Origin of the sequence: Myxococcus qinghaiensis (assembly GCF_024198215.1) — a bacterium.
GTDB lineage: Bacteria > Myxococcota > Myxococcia > Myxococcales > Myxococcaceae > Myxococcus > Myxococcus qinghaiensis.
Genome location: NZ_JAKCFA010000015.1, coordinates 133,078 through 154,779, shown reverse-complemented (window position 1 = coordinate 154,779; position 21,702 = coordinate 133,078). Strand labels below are relative to the sequence as shown.

General features: G+C 68.2%; 21 protein-coding genes. 16 read left to right on the top strand and 5 right to left on the bottom strand.

Features of this window, described 5'->3' with window-relative positions; genetic code table 11:
• Positions 1-41 precede the first annotated feature (41 nt).
• The 5 genes from mnmA to LZ199_RS27160 all read left to right on the top strand — a co-directional run bounded on the left by mnmA (position 42) and on the right by LZ199_RS27160 (position 3,776).
• Positions 42-1,088 (top strand): tRNA 2-thiouridine(34) synthase MnmA, encoded by a 1,047-nt coding sequence (gene mnmA, locus LZ199_RS27180; RefSeq protein WP_253996669.1) that lies wholly within the window; start codon positions 42-44, stop codon positions 1,086-1,088.
• A 32-nt stretch (positions 1,089-1,120) separates the two neighbouring features.
• Positions 1,121-1,894, top strand: a complete 774-nt coding sequence (locus LZ199_RS27175) for a hypothetical protein (protein WP_253996668.1) — start codon at positions 1,121-1,123, stop codon at positions 1,892-1,894.
• Positions 1,895-1,968: 74 nt separating this feature from the next.
• A complete protein-coding gene (locus tag LZ199_RS27170; protein WP_253996667.1) occupies positions 1,969-2,334 on the top strand; it encodes an integration host factor subunit beta in 366 nt (121 codons plus the stop codon).
• A gap of 140 nt (positions 2,335-2,474) precedes the next feature.
• Positions 2,475-3,386, top strand: a complete 912-nt coding sequence (locus tag LZ199_RS27165) for an SPOR domain-containing protein (RefSeq protein WP_253996666.1) — start codon at positions 2,475-2,477, stop codon at positions 3,384-3,386.
• 27 nt (positions 3,387-3,413) lie between these two features.
• Positions 3,414-3,776: a cupin domain-containing protein gene (locus LZ199_RS27160; protein ID WP_253996665.1), complete on the top strand. Its 363-nt coding sequence runs from the start codon at positions 3,414-3,416 to the stop codon at positions 3,774-3,776.
• Between the two features lie 30 nt (positions 3,777-3,806).
• On the opposite strand, the gene LZ199_RS27155 is transcribed toward LZ199_RS27160, so the two are convergent.
• Positions 3,807-4,445 (bottom strand): hypothetical protein, encoded by a 639-nt coding sequence (locus LZ199_RS27155; RefSeq protein ID WP_253996664.1) that lies wholly within the window; start codon positions 4,443-4,445, stop codon positions 3,807-3,809.
• 94 nt (positions 4,446-4,539) lie between these two features.
• Between LZ199_RS27155 and LZ199_RS27150 the strand changes: the two genes are divergently transcribed.
• The 10 genes from LZ199_RS27150 to LZ199_RS27105 all read left to right on the top strand — a co-directional run bounded on the left by LZ199_RS27150 (position 4,540) and on the right by LZ199_RS27105 (position 15,386).
• Entirely contained in the window at positions 4,540-4,719 is a 180-nt protein-coding gene (locus LZ199_RS27150; protein WP_044281109.1) for a ribbon-helix-helix domain-containing protein, read from the top strand.
• A 28-nt stretch (positions 4,720-4,747) separates the two neighbouring features.
• Complete coding sequence (locus LZ199_RS27145; RefSeq protein ID WP_253996721.1) at positions 4,748-5,704, top strand: UDP-glucuronic acid decarboxylase family protein; 957 nt, start codon at positions 4,748-4,750, stop codon at positions 5,702-5,704.
• 67 nt (positions 5,705-5,771) lie between these two features.
• A complete protein-coding gene (locus LZ199_RS27140) occupies positions 5,772-6,713 on the top strand; it encodes an NAD-dependent epimerase/dehydratase family protein (RefSeq protein WP_253996663.1) in 942 nt (313 codons plus the stop codon).
• A 230-nt stretch (positions 6,714-6,943) separates the two neighbouring features.
• Positions 6,944-8,755 carry a translation elongation factor 4 gene (gene lepA / locus LZ199_RS27135; RefSeq protein WP_253996662.1) on the top strand — a complete coding sequence of 604 codons (1,812 nt, stop codon included), beginning with the start codon at positions 6,944-6,946 and terminating at the stop codon, positions 8,753-8,755.
• Positions 8,756-8,757: 2 nt separating this feature from the next.
• Positions 8,758-10,014 carry a signal peptidase I gene (lepB, locus tag LZ199_RS27130; protein WP_253996661.1) on the top strand — a complete coding sequence of 419 codons (1,257 nt, stop codon included), beginning with the start codon at positions 8,758-8,760 and terminating at the stop codon, positions 10,012-10,014.
• Positions 10,015-10,065: 51 nt separating this feature from the next.
• Positions 10,066-11,301, top strand: a complete 1,236-nt coding sequence (lepB, locus tag LZ199_RS27125; RefSeq protein ID WP_253996660.1) for a signal peptidase I — start codon at positions 10,066-10,068, stop codon at positions 11,299-11,301.
• Between the two features lie 85 nt (positions 11,302-11,386).
• A complete protein-coding gene (locus LZ199_RS27120; protein WP_253996659.1) occupies positions 11,387-12,280 on the top strand; it encodes an aspartate carbamoyltransferase catalytic subunit in 894 nt (297 codons plus the stop codon).
• Complete coding sequence (locus LZ199_RS27115) at positions 12,277-13,581, top strand: dihydroorotase (protein ID WP_253996658.1); 1,305 nt, start codon at positions 12,277-12,279, stop codon at positions 13,579-13,581. Before LZ199_RS27120 ends, LZ199_RS27115 begins: the two co-directional genes overlap by 4 nt.
• Entirely contained in the window at positions 13,581-14,705 is a 1,125-nt protein-coding gene (carA, locus tag LZ199_RS27110; RefSeq protein ID WP_253996657.1) for a glutamine-hydrolyzing carbamoyl-phosphate synthase small subunit, read from the top strand. The genes LZ199_RS27115 and carA overlap by 1 nt, the downstream gene beginning before the upstream one ends.
• A 15-nt stretch (positions 14,706-14,720) precedes the next feature.
• A complete protein-coding gene (locus tag LZ199_RS27105) occupies positions 14,721-15,386 on the top strand; it encodes a hypothetical protein (protein ID WP_253996656.1) in 666 nt (221 codons plus the stop codon).
• Between the two features lie 20 nt (positions 15,387-15,406).
• On the opposite strand, the gene pyk is transcribed toward LZ199_RS27105, so the two are convergent.
• The 3 genes from pyk to LZ199_RS27090 form a co-directional block, all read right to left on the bottom strand.
• A complete protein-coding gene (gene pyk, locus LZ199_RS27100) occupies positions 15,407-16,807 on the bottom strand; it encodes a pyruvate kinase (RefSeq protein ID WP_253996655.1) in 1,401 nt (466 codons plus the stop codon).
• Positions 16,808-17,025: 218 nt separating this feature from the next.
• Entirely contained in the window at positions 17,026-17,739 is a 714-nt protein-coding gene (locus tag LZ199_RS27095; protein WP_253996654.1) for a bifunctional nuclease family protein, read from the bottom strand.
• Between the two features lie 177 nt (positions 17,740-17,916).
• Entirely contained in the window at positions 17,917-18,291 is a 375-nt protein-coding gene (locus tag LZ199_RS27090; RefSeq protein ID WP_163866972.1) for a hypothetical protein, read from the bottom strand.
• Between the two features lie 99 nt (positions 18,292-18,390).
• Between LZ199_RS27090 and LZ199_RS27085 the strand changes: the two genes are divergently transcribed.
• The gene (locus tag LZ199_RS27085) at positions 18,391-20,193 is read left to right on the top strand and encodes an AMP-dependent synthetase/ligase (protein ID WP_253996653.1); all 1,803 of its coding nucleotides are present in this window, start codon (positions 18,391-18,393) and stop codon (positions 20,191-20,193) included.
• A 150-nt stretch (positions 20,194-20,343) separates the two neighbouring features.
• Here LZ199_RS27085 and LZ199_RS27080 read toward each other — a convergent pair whose 3' ends face one another.
• Positions 20,344-21,645: a citrate synthase gene (locus LZ199_RS27080; RefSeq protein WP_253996652.1), complete on the bottom strand. Its 1,302-nt coding sequence runs from the start codon at positions 21,643-21,645 to the stop codon at positions 20,344-20,346.
• Positions 21,646-21,702: the final 57 nt, after the last annotated feature.

Sequence of the window (21,702 nt, the reverse complement as noted above, 5' to 3'; positions counted from 1 at the left end):
CCGCGTGCGCCCGGAAGCCGGGGCGTGTAGGAAGGGGCACCATGCGAGTCGTCGTTGCGATGAGCGGCGGGGTGGATTCCTCGGCCGCTGCCGCCCTGCTCAAGGAGCAGGGCCACGAAGTCATCGGCATCACCCTGCGCGTCTGGTCCTACGAGGGCAAGGCGAAGTGTGGGAGCTGCTGCAGTCCGGACGACATCGATGACGCGCGCGCCGTCGCCCAGACGTTGGGGATTCCGTTCTACGTCGCCAACGCGGAGGAGATCTTCCAGGACCGCGTCGTCAATCCCTTCGTCCAGTCCTACCTCGGCGGCCGCACGCCCATCCCCTGCGTGGCGTGCAACCGCGACGTGAAGTTCAACTTCCTCCTCAAGCGCGCCCGGGCGCTCGGGGCCCGGCTGGCGACCGGCCACTACGCGCGCGTGGAGGAGACGGACGGCCGCTACGTCCTGCGCCGCGCCGTCGACGCCGCGAAGGACCAGAGCTACTTCCTCTTCACGCTCGGCCAGGACGAGCTGCGCGACATCGTCTTCCCCGTCGGGGACATGACGAAGGCGGAGGTCCGCGCCGTCGCCGAGCGCCACGGCCTGGTCACCAGCCACAAGCCGGAGAGCATGGAGATCTGCTTCGTGCCGGACGGAGACTACGCGGGCTTCGTGGAGAAGGTCGCCGGTCCCCAGCCCTCGGGCGAGGTCGTCGACACGGAGGGGAACGTGCTCGGCACCCACCAGGGCATCCACCGCTACACGGTGGGGCAGCGCAAGGGGCTCAACCTGGGTGGCGGAGAGGTGCGCTACGTCCAGCGGCTGGAGCCTGACACGCACCGCGTGGTGGTGGGCAGCGCCGAGCAGACGGGGCGTGATCGCTTCGGCCTGCTCCAGCCCCACTGGGTTGACGCGCCGCCGTCGCCGGAGACGCCCGTGGAGGTCCGCATCCGGCACCGCCACGCGGGGGCCTCGGGGCGTGTGGAGATCTCCCCCCATGGTCTCGTTTCGGTGAAGCTGGATGCCCCCGCGCGCGCCGTCACCCCAGGACAGGCCGCGGTGGTCTACGCTCAGGACAAGGTGCTGGGTGGTGGTTGGATCGTCTGAGCTCGAGTCGGCTTGAGGAAGGAAGCAGGACAATGGCGCGGCGTCTCATGGGATGTCTGCTCGTGGTCTCGACGGCCGGCCTGCTTTCCGCCTGCAAGGAGCGCTCGGACAAGCCCATCGCCGGGTTGCTCGCGGCCGGAGCCCCGGTGCTGCGCACGCAGGGCAAGGAGCAGCGCACCGTCGCCGTCGGCGCCCAGCTCACCGGGGACATGCTGCTCACCGCCACCGGCCCCGCCGTGCTGGAGTACTTCGGCGGTGGCCTGAGGTTCCTGGAGAAGGGTGACACGCTGGAGGTCGGCGACGCGGACGAGGCGAAGCTGCACGGCTCCAACCTCCCGTCCCACCGCTGGGTGGACGGCGCCGTGCAGGAGGCGCCTCGCGCGCTGCGCATTGTCGCCGCCCGCTACACCAACGTGCAGGTGACGCCCAAGAGTGCGCATGAGGACGCGTACTCGTCCACCCAGTACTTCGTCGCCTTCTTCACGCCCAACGGCCTGCAGAGGATGGGCTCCGACACCGAGCACGAGGGGCCTCACACGCCGCTGCCCGCGCCGCCGTTCCGTCCCAAGGTGCCCTTCATCCATGCGGGGGACCTGGGGGAGGGGGAGCTGGTGGCGGTGGTGGATGATGGCTTCGCCGTGGCGGAGACGGATGACCTGGCCACCGCGGTGCTCCTGGAGGGCCGCGAGGTGCCCCTGGGCCGCACCGTCCGCCTGCTGGTGCCGGATGGCGCGGAGGTCATCCTGAAGGGCAAGGATGGCTCCGAGGTGGAGGTCGAAGGCCCCGTGGACCTGCGCCTGCGCTGAGGGAGAGGGCGGGCCGGTTTGTCCTCGCGGGTGCGCCTTCTGTAGAGTCCACCGTCCCTCGGCGGAGGTGTCCCATGACGAGGAGTGAGCTCATCGAGCGCATCGCGGCGCGTGCACCCCACGTCCCGCGGCGGGAGTTGGAGGCCATTGTCCATGCGGTCTTCGACTGCATGGCGGAGGCGCTCGTGGCGGGAAAGCGCATCGAGCTGCGAGGCTTCGGCGTCTTCTCCCTGCGCACGCGTCGCGCCCGGACGGGGCGCAACCCGAAGACAGGGCAGAGCGTGTCCGTGCCGGAGCGCCGCACGCTCAGCTTCGCCGCCGGCAAGGAGCTGCGCGCGCGGCTCAATGCCCCCGAGCCCCGAAAGGAGCCCGTGGCGGCAGTGCTCCCTTCGGTGGCGCTCGCCTCGGCGGTGGTGCCGGTGACGTCCGTGGCGCGGTGACAAACGCGGCCCTGGAGGCCGCCTTCCGTGAATTTGACCGGGTGGGGGGTGGGGCGTACCTTCCCCCTCGACGCCGACGCTACAGGCCGCAACACGGACTCGTGTGGCCCGCTCTGTCCGCGCGCGAGGATTCCTGAGTCATGCGAGACGCCCACCGGATGAAGGAGAAGTTCGACGTCTCTCTCGACAACCGGCAGATTGTGAGCCTGTTGATCGCCGGCATCGTCGTGCTCGGCGCCGTCTTCGTGTTGGGTGTCGTGGTGGGCAAGAAGCTCGCCGGTGACGTGCAGACGGCCAGCGCCCCCGACCTGCTCTCCGCGCTGGATGCCAATGCCCAGGCGCTTCAGGCCGTGCGGCAGAAGGACTCCGCGCTCACGTTCCAGGACGAGCTGACGCGCAAGGCCAGCGCGGAGCCCGTCGCCGTCGCCCCGAAGCCCGCCCCCGCGAAGCCCGCCGCCGCTCCCGCCGAGAAGCCCGCGCCCAAGCCGCCCGAGCCCGTGAAGACGGCCGCGATGGCGCCGACGCCAGATCCGGACACCGGCGAGCTGCCCCCGGAGGAGCCCTCCGAGGAGCCCGTGGCCGTCGCGGAGACGCCCAAGCCGGCGCCTGTCGCGGAGACGCCCAAGCCTGTCGCCGAGAAGCCCACCGCCGCTCCCGCCGAGAAGCCCGCGACTGTCGCCGCCAAGCCCGCACAGGTGTCGGGGAAGGTGGAGACGGCGGCCGTGCCCACTCGGACGACGCAGAAGGAGGGGGGCAGCGGGATGAAGGAAGCCCTGGCCCGCGCCGCGCAGTTGCCGGACCCGGCGGTGAAGGGTGGGGCGTTCACGCTCCAGCTGTCGGCCTTCCAGGACAAGCAGGAGGCCGACCGGTTCATGGCCCGGTTGCGTGATAGGGGTTATGCCCCGTATATCGTCACGGCGGAGGTGGCAGGTAAGGGCACCTGGTACCGCGTGCGCATGGGCACCTTCGCCTCGAAGGACGCTGCGACGCGGTATCTGTCAGACTTCAAGCGTGAGACCCAGCTCGACGCGTTCGTGGCCGGCACGAACTGAGAGCGGGCGAGGAAGACGGGAAGCACCATGACGACGACTAGGCGGGTGGAGAAGCCCTGGGGCCACGAGCTCATCTGGGCCCACACCGAGCGCTACGTGGGCAAGCTGCTGCACGTGAAGCAGGGCCACAAGCTCAGCCTGCAGTACCACAACCAGAAGGACGAGACGATCCACGTCCAGAGCGGCAAGCTGCTCTTCATCGTCGATGAGGGACAGGGGCTCATCGAGAAGGAGATGAACCCGGGGGAGAGCTACCACATCAAGCCCCTCACCAAGCACCGCATGGTGGCCCTCACCGACTGCGACATCCTCGAGGTCAGCACGCCCGAGCTGGATGACGTCGTTCGGTTGGAGGACTCCTACGGTCGCACCGGCACCAGCAAGGCGTAGTCGCTGCGCCGTGCAGGCGCGGCTCGCCCTTCAGTCGCGGGCCGCGTTGTTGGGATTGCGGGTCCACTTGTCGACGGTGCCGTCACCGTCCAGGTCCTCGCCGATGCGGTCCACCTGGCCCGCCTCCCAGTACTCCCAGTAGTCCACGCGCCCATCCGAGTTGGTGTCGCGCTCCTTCCGCACCAGGACGCCGCGCTCGTAGAAGGTGACGCTGTCGGTGCGGCCATCGCCGTCGAAGTCCCGCTCGCGGCGCGTGTTGGCCCCCTTCTCGTAGAAGTAGGTGGCGTCCACCTTGCCGTCGTAGTCCAGGTCCATCACCTCGCGCATCAGCGCGCCCACGTCGTCGAAGTAGCGCGTCAGGTCCACCCGGCCGTCCCAGTTCAGGTCCAGCTCCTGGCGCACCTTGCGGAAGCGCTCCTCGCCATTCGCGCCCGCGTCCGCCACCGTGTACGTCCACACGTCCGGCTTTCCGTCGCCGTTCACGTCCAGCTGCGTGACGTGCTCGTCGCGCGAGCGCTCCGGCTGGATGGACTCGGCCGAGCCGGACGAGGTGGGTGAGGAGCTACCCGGGGTCCCGGTGCCGCGCTCCGCGGACTTGTCCCTGGCGCAGCCGGTGAGCAGGCCGGAAGTCATCAACCCGAGGAAAATCCAGCGCTTGCAGCGGCTCATTCAGTGCTCCCGGGACGCAGGGGCCTCTGCGCCGAGTCGTGTGCACGAGATGCTTTCGCGCGCCACGTCATTCCATATATTTTCACATATCGCCATGGCCCGAAAGAAGATCAGCACCACCATCTACATCACCCCGGAGCAGAACGAGCTCCTCAAGGCGCTGAACCAGAAGACGAAGGTGCCCGTGGCCGAGTACATCCGCCAGGGCATCGACCTGGTCCTGGAGAAGTACAAAGCGCAGCTGCCGGGGCAGGCGACCTTCGACGAGATTTGAGAGAGAGACGAGGCGCGACGTGAAGAGCATGCAGGGCAAGCGAGTGGTGGTTTTGGGGGGCGCGGGCTTCGTGGGCTCGCACCTGTGCGAGCGCCTTCTGGATGACGGTGCGGCCGCCGTGACGGCCGTGGACAACCTCATCACCGGCAACGAGGAGAACATCCGCACGCTGCAAGGGCGGCCGGGCTTCAGCTATGTGAAGGCGGATATCGTCGACGGCATCCCCGTGAAGGAGCCGTTCGACTACATGTTCAACATGGCGTCGCCCGCGTCGCCCATCGACTACGCGAACCTCCCGCTGGAGACGCTGCGTGTGGGCTCCATCGGCACGGAGAACGGGCTGAAGCTGGCGGAGGCGAACAAGGCCGTCTTCCTGATGGCGTCCACCTCCGAGGTGTACGGAGATCCGCTGGTGCACCCGCAGCGCGAGGACTACTGGGGCAACGTCAATCCCATTGGCCCGCGTTCGGTGTACGACGAGGCCAAGCGCTACGCGGAGGCGGTGACGGCGGCCTACGGTCGCAAGGGCGTGCAGGTCCGCATCGTTCGCATCTTCAACACCTACGGCCCGCGCATGCGGCTCAACGACGGCCGTGTGGTCCCGGCCTTCGTGGGCCAGGCGCTCAAGGGCGAGGACTTCACCGTCTTCGGCGATGGCAGCCAGACGCGCTCGTTCTGTTACGTGAAGGACCTGGTGGACGGCCTGGTCCGGCTCGCGCTGTCGGACGAGCCCAACCCGGTCAACATCGGCAACCCCCGGGAGATGACCATCCGTCAGTTCGCGGAAGCCGTGCGCGCGGCGGCGGGCGGTGGCGGGAGCATCATCGAGAAGCCCCTGCCCAAGGATGATCCCAAGCAGCGTCAGCCAGACATCACCCGCGCCCGTACGCTGCTGGGCTGGGAGCCCAAGGTGCCTCTGGAAGAGGGTTTGCGGGAGACCATCGCGTGGTTCCGCGAGGTTGCCGTGCGGCGATCCCCGGCATAGGTTGCCGCCGCGAGATTCTGGAATCAAAGACAGTTTGGCCACGGCCGGGTGGCGGGGAGACGGAAGCGTGAAAGTCCTGGTGACGGGTGGAGCGGGCTTCATCGGCTCGCACGTGTGCGATGAGTTCCTGAAGGCGGGACACGAGGTCATCGCGTTGGATGACCTGTCCGGCGGCAAGAAGGAGAACCTGGACCCGCGCGTCCGGCTGGCCGTCCATGACATCCGCAGCCGCGAGGCCGCGGAGCTCATCAAGTCGGAGAAGCCCCAGGTGCTCTGTCACCTGGCGGCGCAGATGGACGTGCGGCGCAGCGTGGATGATCCGGGCTTCGACGCGGACGTGAACATCCGCGGCATGCTCAATCTGCTGGAGGCCTCGCGCGTTTCCGGCGTGAAGAAGGTCATCTTCAGCTCCACCGGCGGCGCCATCTACGGCGAGCAGGACGTGTTCCCAGCGACCGAGTCCCACGCGACGCGCCCGGTGTCCCCGTACGGCGTCTCCAAGGCGGCGGGCGAGCTGTACCTGGGCTACTACCGGGCCCAGTACGGCCTGCAGTACGTCGCCCTGCGCTACGCCAACGTGTACGGCCCGCGACAGAACCCGCACGGTGAAGCGGGTGTGGTGGCCATCTTCTGCCAGCGCCTGCTCTCCGGGCAGGGCTGCACCATCTTCGGAGAGGGCAAGCAGACCCGCGACTTCGTCTTCGGGCCCGACGTGGCCCGGGCGAACCGGCTGGCCTTCGAGAAGGACTACGTGGGCGCCATCAACATCGGCACCGGCGTGGAGACCGACATCAACCGCCTCTACGCGCTGCTGGCCGAGGCCGCGGGCTCCACGGCCGCGGTGGCCCATGCGCCCGGCAAGCCCGGCGAGCAGCTTCGCTCGTGCATCGACAACTCGCTCGCGAAGAAGGTGCTCGGCTGGGAGCCGACCGCCGACCTGCGCGAGGGGGCGCGCCGCACCGTCGCCTACTTCCGCGAGAAGGCCGAGCCGGTCCGCGTCCACGGCTGAGGCTGGCTGACGGGAGGCAGGGCAGGGGAGTCCGGGAGGAAGTCGCCGCTCCCGGACGGGGCCTCGTGTCCTGTCGTCCCCAGGTGGCCGGGCGTCCGTTCAGGGGAACACGGTGGTTGGGGAACAATCGGGCGCCCCCGGCGGGTTGCTCGTCTGGCGGGCGTTCGCGCGTAGATTTTCGCGCGGTTCGATGTTAGGCACGCCCGCTTCTTCCGACGAGCGCCACGAACATGCCGGCTGAAAACGCGCACATCCGCAACTTCTGCATCATCGCCCATATCGACCATGGAAAGTCGACGCTGGCTGATCGCCTCCTCGACAAGACGGGGACGCTGAGCAAGCGCGAGGCGCAGGCCCAGTTCCTCGACAACATGGACATCGAGCGCGAACGGGGCATCACGATCAAAGCCCAGTCCGTGCGGATGAACTACACCGCGAAGGACGGCAAGCAGTACATCCTCAACCTCATCGACACGCCGGGGCACGTCGACTTCGCGTACGAAGTCAGCCGCAGCCTGGCCGCGTGCGAGGGTGCGTTGCTGGTGGTGGACGCGTCGCAGGGCGTGGAGGCGCAGACGCTGTCCAACGTCTACATGGCGTTGGACCACGACCTGGAGATCATCCCGGTCATCAACAAGATCGACCTGCCCAGCGCGGACGTCGACCGCACCCGCGCCGAGATTGAAGACGTCATCGGCATCGACGCCTCCGTGGCCGTGCCGGCTTCCGCGAAGGAAGGCATCGGCATCCACGAGATCCTGGAGGCCGTGGTCGCGCGGGTGCCGCCGCCGACGGGCTCGCCGGACGCGCCGCTCAAGGCCCTCATCTTCGACTCCTGGTACGACAACTACCGGGGGGTGGTGACGCTGGTGCGCGTGCTGGAAGGCACGCTCAAGCTCAAGCAGAAGATCAAGCTGTTCAGCAACAACAAGGTCTTCGAGGTGCAGGAGCTGGGTGTCTTCACCCCGTTCTCCCGCCCCGTCCAGCAGCTGATGGCCGGCGAAGTGGGCGTGCTGGTCGCCAACATCAAGGAGCTGCTGGACGCGAAGGTCGGCGACACCGTCACGGAGGAGGCCCGGCCGACGCTGGAGCCGTTCCCCGGCTTCCAGGAAGTGAAGCCGATGGTGTTCTCCGGCATCTTCCCGATTGAATCCGACCAGTACGAGAACCTGCGTGACGCGCTCGCGAAGCTGAAGCTCAACGACTCCGCCTTCACGTACGAGCCCGAGTCGTCCACGGCGCTCGGCTTCGGGTTCCGCTGCGGCTACCTGGGCCTGCTGCACATGGAGATCGTCCAGGAGCGCCTGGAGCGCGAGTACAACCTGAACCTCATCACCACCGCGCCCAGCGTGGTGTACCGGATCACCAGCGGCAAGGGTGACGTCCAGTTCGTGGACAACCCGGCCAAGCTGCCGCCGGTGCAGAACATCGCGAAGTTCGAGGAGCCCATCCTCACCTGTCACATCCACGTCCCCAACGACCACCTGGGCGCCATCCTGAAGCTGTGCCAGGACCGCCGCGGTGTGCAGAAGGACATGAAGTACCTGGGCAGCAGCGGGCAGCGCGTGCAGGTGACGTACGAGATGCCGATGGCCGAGGTGGTCTTCGACTTCTTCGACAAGCTCAAGAGCGTGTCGCGCGGCTACGCCAGCCTGGACTACGAGCTGACCGGCTACCAGGAGGCGGACCTGGCGCGCCTGGACATCCTCATCAACGGGGAGCCGGTGGACGCGCTGAGCGTCATCGTGCACCGCGAGCGCGCCTACCTGCGCGGTCGCGAGGTCTGCGCGAAGCTGAAGGAGGTCATCCCGAAGCAGATGTACGAGGTGGCCATCCAGGCGGCCATCGGCGCGAAGATCATCTCCCGTGAGACCATCTCCGCCATGCGCAAGAACGTGCTCGCCAAGTGCTACGGTGGCGATATCAGCCGCAAGCGCAAGCTCCTCGAGAAGCAGAAAGAGGGCAAGAAGCGCATGAAGCAGGTGGGTACGGTGGAGATTCCGCAGGAGGCCTTCCTCGCGGTCCTCAAGTCGGAGCAGTAGCCATGAACGCTGCCAGTCCTTCCGCCAATCCTCCCGCGAAGCTGGCGACCGCGATGGCGGCCCGGCGCACCCCTGAACAGGTGCGCGCGCGCCGCAAGCTGCTGTGGCGGGAGATGCTCACCAGCCTGTGGGCCCCGCTGTGCATCGTCGCGCTGGTGCTGTTCCCGTACACGATGCTCATCGAGTTCGTGCCCGCGGCGGCCGCGTGGGCCCAGCCCGCGATGAAGGGGCTGGGGCTCTTGATGGTGGCGTACTTCGTGGCGCTGCTGGTGTGGCGCAACGTGTCGCCCCGCGAGAAGCAGCTGCGCCGGATGCGGCACGAGGCACATGAGCTCATCTCCGAGAACGAGCGCATCCTCCAGAAGCCGCAGGTGCGCGAGAAGGTCTCCCCGCTGGTGGCCGAGCAGATCACCGACCAGGCGCTGAAGGTGGAGTCGGCCTCGGCCGAAGGGGACATGGAGCGGCTGCCCCGCGAGGTGAAGGCGCTCGACGCGCTCACCGCGCAGCACCTGGGGGCGTTCCGCAAGGAGTCACCCATGGACTTCGTGGGCGGCTTCGTGAAGATGCTGCTGGTCGCCCTGGTGTTCCGGACGTTCATCGTGGAGCCGTACCGGATTCCCTCCGGCTCCATGCTGCCCACGCTCCAGATTGGTGATCAGGTCTTCATCAACAAGTTCATCTACGGGGTGCGAGTCCCGTTCGCCAACGTGGTGCCGTTCGTCATCGTCCGGCCTCCGGGGCGCGGCGACGTCGTCGTGTTCAACAACCCCGTCAACGAGGCCACCGACTACATCAAGCGCGTGGTGGGCGTGCCGGGTGACACGGTGGAGATCTTCGACGGCGTGGTCCACATCAACGGCCAGCCGCAGACGCGCGAGAGCATCAACCCCGAGTACATCGTCAACAACATCACCGACGACGGACGGTGGTTCGACCAGCAGGAGTCGCTGTTCCGGGAGGACCTGAGCGGCGTGACGCACAGCGTGCTCCAGACGCCCACGCGGATGCCTCGGCATGAGGGCCCCTATGTGGTGCCCGAGGGCCACGTCTTCGTCATGGGTGACAACCGGGACAACAGCTCTGACAGCCGCCACGGCCTGGGCATCACCGGCTACGGCAAGACGGAGTTCGTGCCCTACGGCCACATCAAGGGCAAGGCGATGGTGGTGTGGCTGTCGCTGGGCTACCACGGCCTGCTGCACGGCCTGTTCGGTGGCACCGGCCTGCGGTTGGACCGGTTCTTCGAACCCGTTCGCTAGGGAGTTTCTGGAAATCGTTTCCTGTACGGTTCGTACAGGGGGTGGTCCTCCATGAACTCCATGTCCGTTCCTGCGTCGTTGTCCTCGATGATGGCGGCCCGGCGCACCCCTGAACAGGCGCGCGCCTGGCGCCGGCTGCTCTGGCGGGAGCGACTCTCCAGCCTGTGGGCGCCGGTGTGCATCGCCGCCTTGCTGATGCTCCCGTACACGCTGCTCATCGAGTTCGTGCCCGCGGCGGCGAGCCAGGCGCAGCCGGTGATGAAGGGCCTGGGCCTGCTGCTGGTGGCGTACTGGCTCGCCCTCCTCGTCGGGCGCCGTGTGTCGTCGAAGTGGCGCGACGCGCGGCTCGCCGCGTCGGACCTGCTCGAACAGGACGCGCGGGTGCTCTCCAAGCAGCCCGTGCGCGAGAAGCTGGCTCCGGGAGTCGCCGAGCTCATCGCCGAGCAGGCCCTGAAGGTAGAGGCCGCGTCGGTGCGAGGCGACCTGGGGGCGCTGCGCTCCGAAGTGGGGGCCCTGGAGGTCCTCACGGAGAAGCACCTGGGCGCGTTCCGCAAGGAGTCGTCCATGGACTCCGTGGTGGGCTTCGCGAAGCTGATGCTCGTCGCCGTGGTGTTCCGGTCGTGCTTCGTGGAGCCGTACCGGATTCCCTCCGGCTCCATGCTGCCCACGATGGAGATTGGCGATCAGGTCTTCATCAACAAGTTCATCTACGGCGTGCGCATCCCCTTCGTGAACGTGGTGCCGTTCGTCATCGTCCGGCCTCCGGGGCGCGGCGACGTCATCGTCTTCAACAACCCCCTCGACGAGGCCAGCGACTTCACCAAGCGCGTGGTGGGCGTGCCCGGCGACACGGTGGAGCTGTTCGACGGCGTGGTCCACATCAACGGCCAGCCGCAGCCTCGCGAGAGCGTGGACAGCGCGTTCGTCGTCCACAACCTCACCGACGACGGGCAGTGGTACGACCAACAGGAATCCCTGTACCGGGAGAACCTGGGGGGCGTGACGCACAGCGTGCTCCAGACACCCACGCGGATGCCTCGGCACGAGGGCCCCTACGTGGTGCCCGAGGGGCACGTGTTCGTCATGGGCGACAACCGGGACAACAGCGCCGACAGTCGTCACGGCCTGGGCATCACCGGCTACGGAAGGACGGAGTTCGTTCCGTACGGCCACATCAAGGGCAAGGCGATGGTCGTCTGGGCTTCGTTGGGCCACCGGGGCCTGCTGCACGGCCTGTTCGGTGGCACCGGCCTGCGGTTGGACCGGTTCTTCGAGCCCGTGCGCTGACCCACACCCGAGGGGCAGGCGGGCCGGCGCGCCTCGGACGGTGCTTGACGCGCCGCACGGCCCGGGGTACGCGGCGGCCCCGGCCATGAGACACCTCCTTGGAATCGAAGGCTGGCGCCGGGACGAGCTCGAAGCGGTGCTCGACAGGGCGCGCGCGCACCTGCCTGGTGGTCCAGACGTCACCCACACCCTGCGCGGCAAGGTGGTCGCCAACCTCTTCTTCGAGGACTCCACCCGGACGCGCACCTCGTTCCACATGGCCGCCCGAGGCCTGGGCGCCGGCGTCCTCAACTGGAGCCCCTCCGGCTCGTCCACGTCGAAGGGCGAGACGCTGCTGGACACCGCCCGCAACATCGAGGCGACGGGCCCGGTGGCCATCGTCATGCGCCACCGCTCCTCCGGCGCGCCCCACCTGGTGGCCAAGCACGTCCGCTGCGCTGTCATCAACGCGGGGGACGGCACGCACGAGCACCCCTCCCAGGCCCTCCTGGACGCCTTCACGCTGCGCCAGCACTGGGGAGGCCTGGACGGCCGCACGGTGCTCATCGTCGGCGACATCCTCCACAGCCGCGTGGCCCGCTCCAACCTCTGGTGCCTGAAGGCCCTGGGCGCGCGGGTGGTCTTCTGTGGCCCTCCCACGCTGGTGCCCCCGGGCCTGGAGTCGCTCGGTGCCGAGGTGACGCACAACCTGGACGCGGTGCTGCCTCACGCGGACGCGGTGATGTGCCTGCGCCTGCAGATGGAGCGCATGGGCGAGGCGTTCCTGCCCTCGACGAAGGAGTACTCGCGCCTGTTCGGCCTCACCCCCGCCCGCGAGGAGCGGATGAAGGCGGGCGCGCTGGTGATGCACCCGGGCCCCATCAACCGCGGGCTGGAGCTGGCGCCCTCGGTGGCGGATGGGCCCCGCAGCGTCATCCTGGAGCAGGTTTCCAACGGCGTCGCCGTGCGGCGGGCCATCCTCGAGGTGTGCGCGTCATGAACTCCACGGTGCTTTTCCGGAGAGGGCGCGTCATCGACCCGCGCAACGGCGTGGATGGAGTCCGCGACGTCCTGGTGCGCGACGGCAAGGTGGCGGAGGTCTCCGACGCGCCGCTCCCCGTGCCCCCGGGCGCGGAAGTCGTGGAGGCCGAAGGGCGCTGGGTGCTGCCGGGCTTCATCGACCTGCACGTGCACCTGCGCGAGCCGGGTGAAGAGGGCAAGGAGACCGTCCTCACGGGCTGCCGCGCCGCCGTGGCCGGAGGCTTCACCGCCGTCGTCGCCATGCCCAACACCAAGGTCGTCAACGACAGCGGGCTCGTCACGGAGCTGGTGCTGTCGCGCGCTCGCGCCGCCGGCCTGTGCCACGTGTACCCCGCGGGCGCGATCACGAAGGGCCTCAAGGGCGAGGAGCTGGCGGAGACGGGCGAGCTGGTGTCCTCCGGCTGCGTCGCCATCACCGACGACGGCCGCCCGGTGATGAACGCGGCCCTGATGCGGCGCGCGCTCCAGTACGCCACGCTCTTCGGCGTGCCCGTCATGGTCCACGAGGAGGACCTGACGCTGTCCGCCGGGGGCGCCATGCACGAGGGCGTCACCTCCACGCGCCTGGGCCTGCGCGGCATCCCCGCCTCGGCGGAGGTGGCCATGGTGGCCCGGGATTTGGTGCTGCTCGAGGAGACGAAGGGCCGGCTGCACATCGCCCACGTGTCCTGCGAGGGCAGCGTGCGCCTCATCCGCGAGGCGAAGCGCCGGGGCCTGCTCGTCACGGCCGAGGCCACGCCCCACCACGTCATCCTGGATGACCGGGCGGTGGGGGACTACGACACCCACGCGAAGATGGCGCCGCCCCTGCGCGCGGACCGGGACGTGGAGGCGCTGCGCGATGCGCTGGTGGATGGCACGGTGGACGCCATCGCCACGGACCACGCGCCCCACGGCGTGCTGGACAAGCAGGTGGAGTTCGAGAAGGGCATCAACGGCATCGTCGGGCTGGAGACGGCCCTGGGGCTGACGCTGGAGCTGGTGCACTCGGGGCTGTTGGGCGCGAATCGGGCGGTGGAGCTGTTGACGCACGGCCCGGCGAAGGCGTTCGGCCTGCCGGGCGGTCACCTGGCTCCCGGGGCCCCGGCGGACATCACCGTGGTGGACCCTTCGGAGGAGTGGACGGTGGATGCCCACCGGTTCTATTCCCGCAGCCGGAATACGCCCTTCCATGGCCGTAAGCAGAAGGGCCGCGTGGTGCAGACCTGGGTTTCTGGCCGGAAGGTGTTCTCCGACGGCCAGGTGAAGGAGTCACGGTAATGACGAAGCGGGCAGTGCTCGCCCTGGCGGATGGCACCACCTTCGAGGGCCGTGCCTTTGGCTCGGTCGGCGAGACGGTGGGTGAGGTGGTCTTCAACACGTCCATGTACGGCTACCAGGAGATCCTCACGGACCCCTCGTACGTCGGGCAGATCCTCACCATGACGTACCCGGAGATGGGCAACGTCGGCGTGACGCCGGAGGACGAAGAGGCCGGCAAGCCGCACGCGGTGGGCATGGTGGTGCGCGCGCTCGCGAGCCAGCCGTCCAACTGGCGCTCGCGCGAGTCGCTGGACGGGTACCTCAAGCGTCACAACGTCGCCGGCATCGAGGGCCTGGACACCCGCCGCCTGGTGCGCCACCTGCGCACCCATGGCGCGCAGATGGGCGTCATCTCCAGCGAGAACCTGTCCCCGGCCGCCCTGTCGGAGCGCGCTCGCACCGCCCACGGCATGGAGGGCCTGGACCTGGCCACCGGCGTGTCGGTGAAGACGCCGTACACCTTCACCGCGCCCTCGCCGGATGTCTTCACCGGCATCGGGGAGGCCCACCCGCAGGGCGAGCCGCGCTTCGACGTGGTCGCCTACGACTACGGCCTCAAGAAGTCGATGCTCCACTTCCTGGTCGACGTGGGCTGCCGCGTGACAGTGGTGCCGGCCAACACCACGGCCGAGGACGTCCTGGCCCGCAAGCCCCACGGCGTCTTCCTGGCCAACGGCCCCGGAGACCCGGCGGCGGTGAAGGGCGCGGACCGCACCGTGGCGGCGCTGCTGGGCAAGGTGCCGGTGTTCGGCATCTGCCTGGGGCACCAAATCATGGCTCTGGCGCTGGGCGGCCGGACGTACAAGATGAAGTTCGGCCACCGTGGCGGCAACCAGCCCGTGAAGGATTTGACGACGGGCAAGGTGGAGATCACCGCGCAGAACCACGGCTTCGCCGTGGACGACGCCAGCCTCAAGGGCAAGGCCGTCGTCACGCACATCAACCTCAACGACGGCACGGTGGAGGGCCTGGCCGTCCCGGACGCCCGGGCCTTCAGCGTGCAGTACCACCCCGAGGCCTCTCCCGGCCCTCATGACGCACGCTATCTCTTCGGCCGCTTCGCGAAGCTGATGGCGGGGTAGGATGACCGACCCTCTATGGACTCCCCGCTGTCACCGCTCTCCTACCAGCCGTACCTGGACCAGCTCATCGCCTTCGGCAGCGTGGAGTCGCGGAAGGCGGACCTGCTCGAAGCCAAGGCGGAGTACTTCCGCCTGACGGGCGAGGTCTTCGAGGACGACAAGCTCTTCGAGCTGCGCATGGCGTCGTTCCTCGACTACTACCTCTATGACCGCGTCTCGCCGGCCACGGGCAAGACGCCGGCCGTGGAGTTCTACGAGCAGCGCCTGGCCAACACCCCGCCCGAGGAGGCCAACGCCTTCCGCAGCTTCACCGAGACGGTCCACGGCATCTTCGAGGTGCGCAAGCTGGGCAAGGGGCTGGTTCGCCTGCGTGACTTGTACACGGGCAAGGACTTCGACGTGACGGAGCGGCGCCACATCGCCGGGCTGGAGACGGGCGACATCCTGGAGGCCCGCCTCATCCCCTTCGGTGGGCATCTCCTGTTCTCCTCCGCCTTCTGCTACCACCCGCGCGCCGCGGTGAAGTCCATCAAGGCCGAGGTGAAGCGCCGCAAGAAGAAGGAGCCGGAGCGCACGTCCAACGAGCTGGTGTGGGAGTGCGCCCGCCGCGCCCTCAACATGGAGCGCTACCGCCAGCTCGCCGTCGAGAAGATCTACGACTTCGAGCAGAAGGTGCTCTGAGTGACGCGCGTCCACCGCGCTCACACGCGGTGGATGCTCATCAGGTTGGTGTTGCCCGGCACGTTGAGTGGCACGCCCGCCACCACGACGACGGGCGTCCCCACCTTGCAGATGCCCTCGCGCAGGCACAGCTTGCGCACCTGCCTCAGCATGGCGTCCGTGGACCTCACGCGCGGGACTTGAAGCCCCGTCACGCCCCAGTACAGCGCCATGCGGTTCACCGCGGCCGCGTTCGGCGTGAGGGCGATGATGCGCGCGTGGGGACGGAACTCGGAGATGAGGCGCGCGGTGTGGCCGCTCTCCGTGTACGCGACAATCGTCTCGATGTTGAGCTGCCCGGACGCCGCCACCGCCGCCGCCGCGACGCCCGTGCCCAAGTCCTCCGAGCGCTCGAAGGGCGAGTGGTGCTGGTGGCGCACCACGCCGCGCTCCGTCTCCTCGACGATGCGGGCCATGGTGGACGCCGCCTCGATGGGGTAGCGCCCCGCGGCCGTCTCGCCCGACAGCATCACCGCGTCCGCGCCGTCCAGAATCGCGTTGGCCACGTCCGACACCTCCGCGCGGGTGGGGCGCGGGTTGTTGACCATGCTCTCCAGCATCTCCGTGGCGACGATGACCAGGCCGCCCATCTGGTTCACCACCCGCACCATCCGCTTCTGGATGGCGGGGAGCTGCTCCAGCGGCATCTCCACGCCCAAATCTCCTCGCGCCACCATGATGCCGTCGGACGCCCGGGCAATCGCGTCGAGCTGGTCCACGGCCTGGGGCTTTTCAATCTTGGCGATGAGGGGCGTCTTGTTCTTCGCCACGTGCTTGCGCGCGCGGTGGATGTCGTCCGCCGTGCGCACGAACGACAGCGCCACGTAGTCCACGCCCACCTCCTGGCCGAACGCCAGGTCCACCTCGTCCTTGGGCGTAATCGTGGGCACGGACATGGGCGAGCCCGGCAGGTTCAGCCCCTTCTTGTCCTTGAGCAGGCCGCCAATCTCCACCTCGCAGAGGACGTCCTGGCCGGTGACTTTGCGCACGCGCAGCCGCACCCGGCCGTCGTCCAGGAGGATGGCCTCGCCGGGCGCCACGTCCTTCGGCAGCGACTTGATGGGCGTGGGGATGATGGAGCCCTGGCCCATGACGGCGCGCGTCGTCACCGTCACGCGCTGTCCGGCCTGCACCAGGAGCTGTCCACCCTCGAACTTTCCGAGGCGAATCTTGGGGCCCTGGATGTCCTGGAGGATGGCCACGGGCAGCTTCAGCCGCTTGGACGCCTTGCGGATGAGGGCCACCCGCTGACGGTGCTCGTCGTGCGTGCCGTGCGAGAAGTTCAACCGCGCCACGTTCATCCCCGCGCGGATGAGGCCTTCAATCGTCTCCAGCGTGCTCGATGCCGGCCCCAGGGTGCAGATGATCTTCGCCTTGCGCATATGCGCGCGCATCCTAGGCGGCGGGGTGCGCGGCTTGACAGTCTCGCGCCCGGGAGACTAACTCTTTGCCTCAGGCACGGCGCCGACCCCCGGGTTGGAGCCGCGCCCGCGTCTTTAGGAAGTGCTCGAGGTTCGAGAGAGAAAGCCCGGCTTCCCAGGGAGGGGGGGCCGGGCTTTCTCGCACCTGTCGTCAGGCCTGCTCGCCCCCGACTCGGGGACTACAGGTCGATCTTCTTTCCAGTGCCCTGGGGTGCGCCGAGCGGCGGGTGGCCGGGCGGAAGGGGAAAGGCGTCCGTGTCCATCTCGATGGGCGGGTGACCGGGGGCAGGCATCCCGGGCGGAGGCATCACCTCGGGCTCCTCCATGAGGCCACCAGGGCCGCTGCCGCCCACGCCGGGGCCACCCTTCTGGAGGGACTCAATCTCCTCGCGGCTGATGCCGGCCAGGGTGAGGACCTTTCGGGTGACGCGGATGCGGGCATGGCTGGTGAGGGCCATGGCGATGGAGTCCGACGGGCGGGCCTCCAGCGTCATCTTCTTCGCGCCTTGCTCCAGGAAGACGCGCCCCGAGTAGACGTTGTCCCGAAGGTCATCGATGCGGACCTCCGTCACCTTGGCGCCGAGCTGGTCGACGACGTCGTCCAGCAGGTCCTGGGCGAGCGGCTGGGGTGGCTCGCGCTCCGCCAGCCGGAAGGCGATGGAGACGGCGGAGGCCTCGTCCACGAAGACGGGGAGGACCACCTGCTTGTCCTTGGTGGTGAGCACGACGGCGTGCGTCTGGGCCTCCACCAGGGGGACGACGTCCTGCACCTCGAGCTCCACCAGCTCGTTACAGGCCTTGGGGTCGCCTCCGTGCTCGGTGATGCACGGTTGCCCGGAGGCGTCCGGAAGGGGTGCCGCGGCGGCCCCCGGAGCGCTGAAGGCGGGGAGCATCAGGACCCCCCCTAGCGCCAGCAACAGCGCCGACAGGGGGGCGAAGAAGAAAGTGGCGCGGTTGGGTGTTCTCACACCCTGAAACTACGCACCCGCCACCCTGTCGGGAGGGTAGCGGTTCAGCCCGGTTGCCCTGGACGGCGGGAAACGGTCGCCCGGAGGGCAAGGGAGCGGACGTCAGGGGCGCTCGTCTTCGTCCTCGTCGTCGTAGTCCTCGTCGTCCTCGACGTCCTCGTCTTCATCCTCGTCGAGGTCGTCGTCCTCGTCCTCGGACTCCTCATCCTCTTCTTCGTCCTCGTCGTCGATGGTGTCCGCGACGTCCTCCGACTCCAGCGTCATGGAGACGGCGAACTTCTTGTCGAGCACGGCGATCTGCGCGCGCATCTCCGAGAGCGCGGCGACGAAGTCCTCCGAGAGATTCGCGGGCGCTTTCGCGTCGCAGTGGGGACAGACGATCTTCTCGGTCCCCTCGATGAGGTCTTGAACGTCAAGCTCGAAGCTTGCCTCGCACTTCTGGCAGGTGAAGTCGATGCTCATGGTCGGGCGCGGCATACAAAGCCATCCAACCAGCTGTCAACGTCCGCGAATCGGGGACGTGGTGGGGACGCCCCTACATCCGCTAACCTTCGTCGGATGGACCTCCCGAAGACGATGGTGCATGCCCTCCATGACCGGGCCTCGCAGCAGGAACATCGGCCGGCCCTCTGGACACGCCGGGGACGCTCGTATGTCCCCACCTCCTGGTTCGACTATGCCCAGCGGGTCAAACGCTTCGCCCTGGGCCTGAGGACGCTCGGGTATGGGGAGGGCCAGCCCCTGGGCATCATCAGCTTCAACCGCGAGGAGTGGCACGTCGCGGACCTGGCCGCCATGGCGCTGGGAGGCGTGCCGGTAGGTCTCTACACCACCAGCGCGGTGGACCAGCTCGAGTACATCCTGGGCCACTGTGAGGCCACCGTCCTCGTGGTGGAGAACGAGAAGCACCTGCGCACGGGCCTGGCCCTGCGCGGGCGGCTGCCCAAGCTGCGCCACATCATCATCCTGGATGCCCCCTCCACGCCGCTGCCGGAGGGCGTCCTGCGCTACGCGGACGTCCTGGAGAAGGGCACGGGGGTGGACGACAAGCCCTACTGGGACAGCGTCAACGCGCTGAAGCCGGAGGCCCTGGGCACCCTCATCTACACCTCTGGGACGACGGGCCACCCCAAGGGGGTGATGCTCAGCCACCACAACCTGTCCTGGACGTCCCGCCAGCTCATCACCGCGGTGGACTTCAAGCACAAGAGTGACTCGGTCATCATCTCCTACCTGCCGTTGTCCCACATCGCGGAGCAGGTCATCTCCCTGCACTGCCCGCTGATGCTGGGCATCCAGGTGTACTTCGCGGACTCGGTGGAGGCGATGCCGGCGAACCTGAAGGACGTGCGGCCCACGTTCTTCTTCGGCGTGCCCCGCGTGTGGGAGAAGTTCAAGGCCAAGGCGGAGGAGGGCCTGCGCTCCCAACCGCCCATGAAGCGCCGCATCGTCGCCTGGGCCCGGGGCGTCGCCTCGGAGCTGCATGCCCGTGCCCAGCGCCATGAGCGCATCCCCGTGCTGCTGGAGGCCCAGTACAAGCTGGCCCAGCGGCTGGTGTTCGAGCCGCTCAAGACGCGCATCGGCATGGAGCGGGTGGACTTCTTCGCCACGGCGGCGGCGCCCATCGGCCGCGACGTGCTGGAGTTCTTCGCCTCCATCGACATGTTCATCCACGAGGTGTGGGGCATGACGGAGGTGGCGGGCCCGGGCACCGTCAATACTCGCGAGGCGGCCCACCTGGGCACCGTCGGACGTCCGCTCATCGGCGTGGAGGTGCGCATCGCCGAGGACGGGGAGATCCTCGTCAAGGGCGGCAACGTCTGCATGGGCTACTACAAGAACCCGGAGGCCACCCAGGAGCTGCTGGAGGGCGGATGGCTGCACACCGGGGACGTGGGCCAGCTCGACGGCGAGGGCTACCTCCACATCACCGGCCGCAAGAAGGAGATCATCGTCACCTCCGGCGGGAAGAAGACGGCGCCCGGCAACATCGAGGAGCTCATCAAGTCCCTGCCCGGCGTGGGCCACGCGGTGGTGATTGGAGAGCGGCGCAACTTCCTGGTGGCCCTGCTGGCGCTGGACGTGGAGAGGTGCCGCGCCCTGGCCCAGGAGAAGGGCTGGCCGGCGGACCTCAAGACGCTCTCCCAGGACGCCCGCCTGCGCCAGCTCATCCAGGAGGGCTTGGACCGGGACATCAACCCGAAGCTCTCCCGCTTCGAGACGATCAAGCGCTTCGTCATCCTGGAGACGGACCTCACCGTGGACGCGGGCGACCTGACGCCCACCCTGAAGGTCCGTCGCAAGGCCGTGGAGCAGAAGCACGCCGCGCTCATCGAGTCGATGTACGCCGAGCCCGGCGGCGCGGCCCAGGCGGGCTGAAGCGGGGCGGTGCGGGCGGCTGCCGGGGCTCCTGAGCTCTGGAGGTCTCCGGAGCTGGCGGGGCCTTTTCCGGAGCCCGCAAAGAGAAAGGGGCGGGGAACCTCGCGGTCCCTCGCCCCTTCTCACATCATCCCCGGAGGGACGCGCTGACTACTTCGCGGCGCGCTTGTCCATGGCGACGTAGTCGCGGCGCTTCTGGCCGGTGTAGATCTGCCGGGGACGGGCGATCTTCTGCTCGGAGTCGAGGACCATCTCCTCCCACTGCGCGCACCAGCCCACCGTGCGGGGAATGGCGAAGAGGACGGGGAACATCTCCGCCTGGAAGCCCATCGCCTCGTAGATGAGGCCGGAGTAGAAGTCGACGTTGGGGTAGAGCTTGCGCTTGACGAAGTAGTCGTCCTGCAGCGCGATGCGCTCCAGCTCCACGGCCAGCTCCAGCAGCGGGTTCTTGCCCGTCACGTCGAAGACCTCGTCCGCGACGCGCTTGATGACCTTGGCGCGCGGATCGTAGGACTTGTAGACGCGGTGGCCGAAGCCCATCAGCTTCTTCTCGCCCTCGCCGCTCTTCACCGACTTGATGAAGTCCGGGACCTTGGAGATGTGGCCAATCTCGCGGAGCATGCGCAGCACCGCCTCGTTGGCGCCGCCGTGCAGCGGGCCGTAGAGGGCGCCGATGCCCGCCGTGACGGCCGAGTACGGGTCCACTTCCGACGAGCCCACCGTGCGCACCGACGTCGTCGAGCAGTTCTGCTCGTGGTCGGCGTGGAGGATGAAGAGCACGTCCAGCGCGCGCTCCAGCACCGGGTGGACCTTGTAGGTCGCCGTGCCGACGCGCTTCACCATCGCCAGGAAGTTGGCGACGTAGGACAGGTCATTGTCCGGGTAGATGTAGGGCAGCCCCATCAGGTGCCGGTAGGAGAACGCGGCGATGGTGGGCATCTTGGCGATGAGCCGGGTGATCTGGATGCGGCGGCTCTGCTCGTCCTTGGTGTACTTCGCCTCCGGGTAGAAGCTGGACAGCGCGGCCACGGTGGAGCCCAGCACGGACATGGGATGCGCGTCGTAGCGGAACCCGTCCATGAAGGACTTCACGTTCTCGTGCACGTACGTGTGGTGCGTGACGAGGTGGACGAAGTTGTCCAGTTCCTTCGGGGTCGGCAGCTCACCATTCAGCAGGAGGTAGGCGACCTCCAGGTAGCTGGACTTCTCGGCCAGCTGCTCGATGGGGTAGCCGCGGTACTCCAGGATGCCTTTGTCGCCATCGATGAAGGTGATGGCGCTCTTACAGTTCGCGGTGTTGAGGAACGCCGGATCGTAGCCCATGAGGCCGAAGTCGTCGTCCGCGACCTTGATCTGTCGGAGGGCGTTGGTGCGAATACAGCCGTTCTCGACCGGGACCTCGTACGTCTTGCCGGTCCGATTGTCGGTGATCGTCAGCGTGTCCTTGGGCATGGGCGGAGATTTCACAGGGCGCGGATCGCTTTCAACAAAAAAGAACGATGAGTCGGA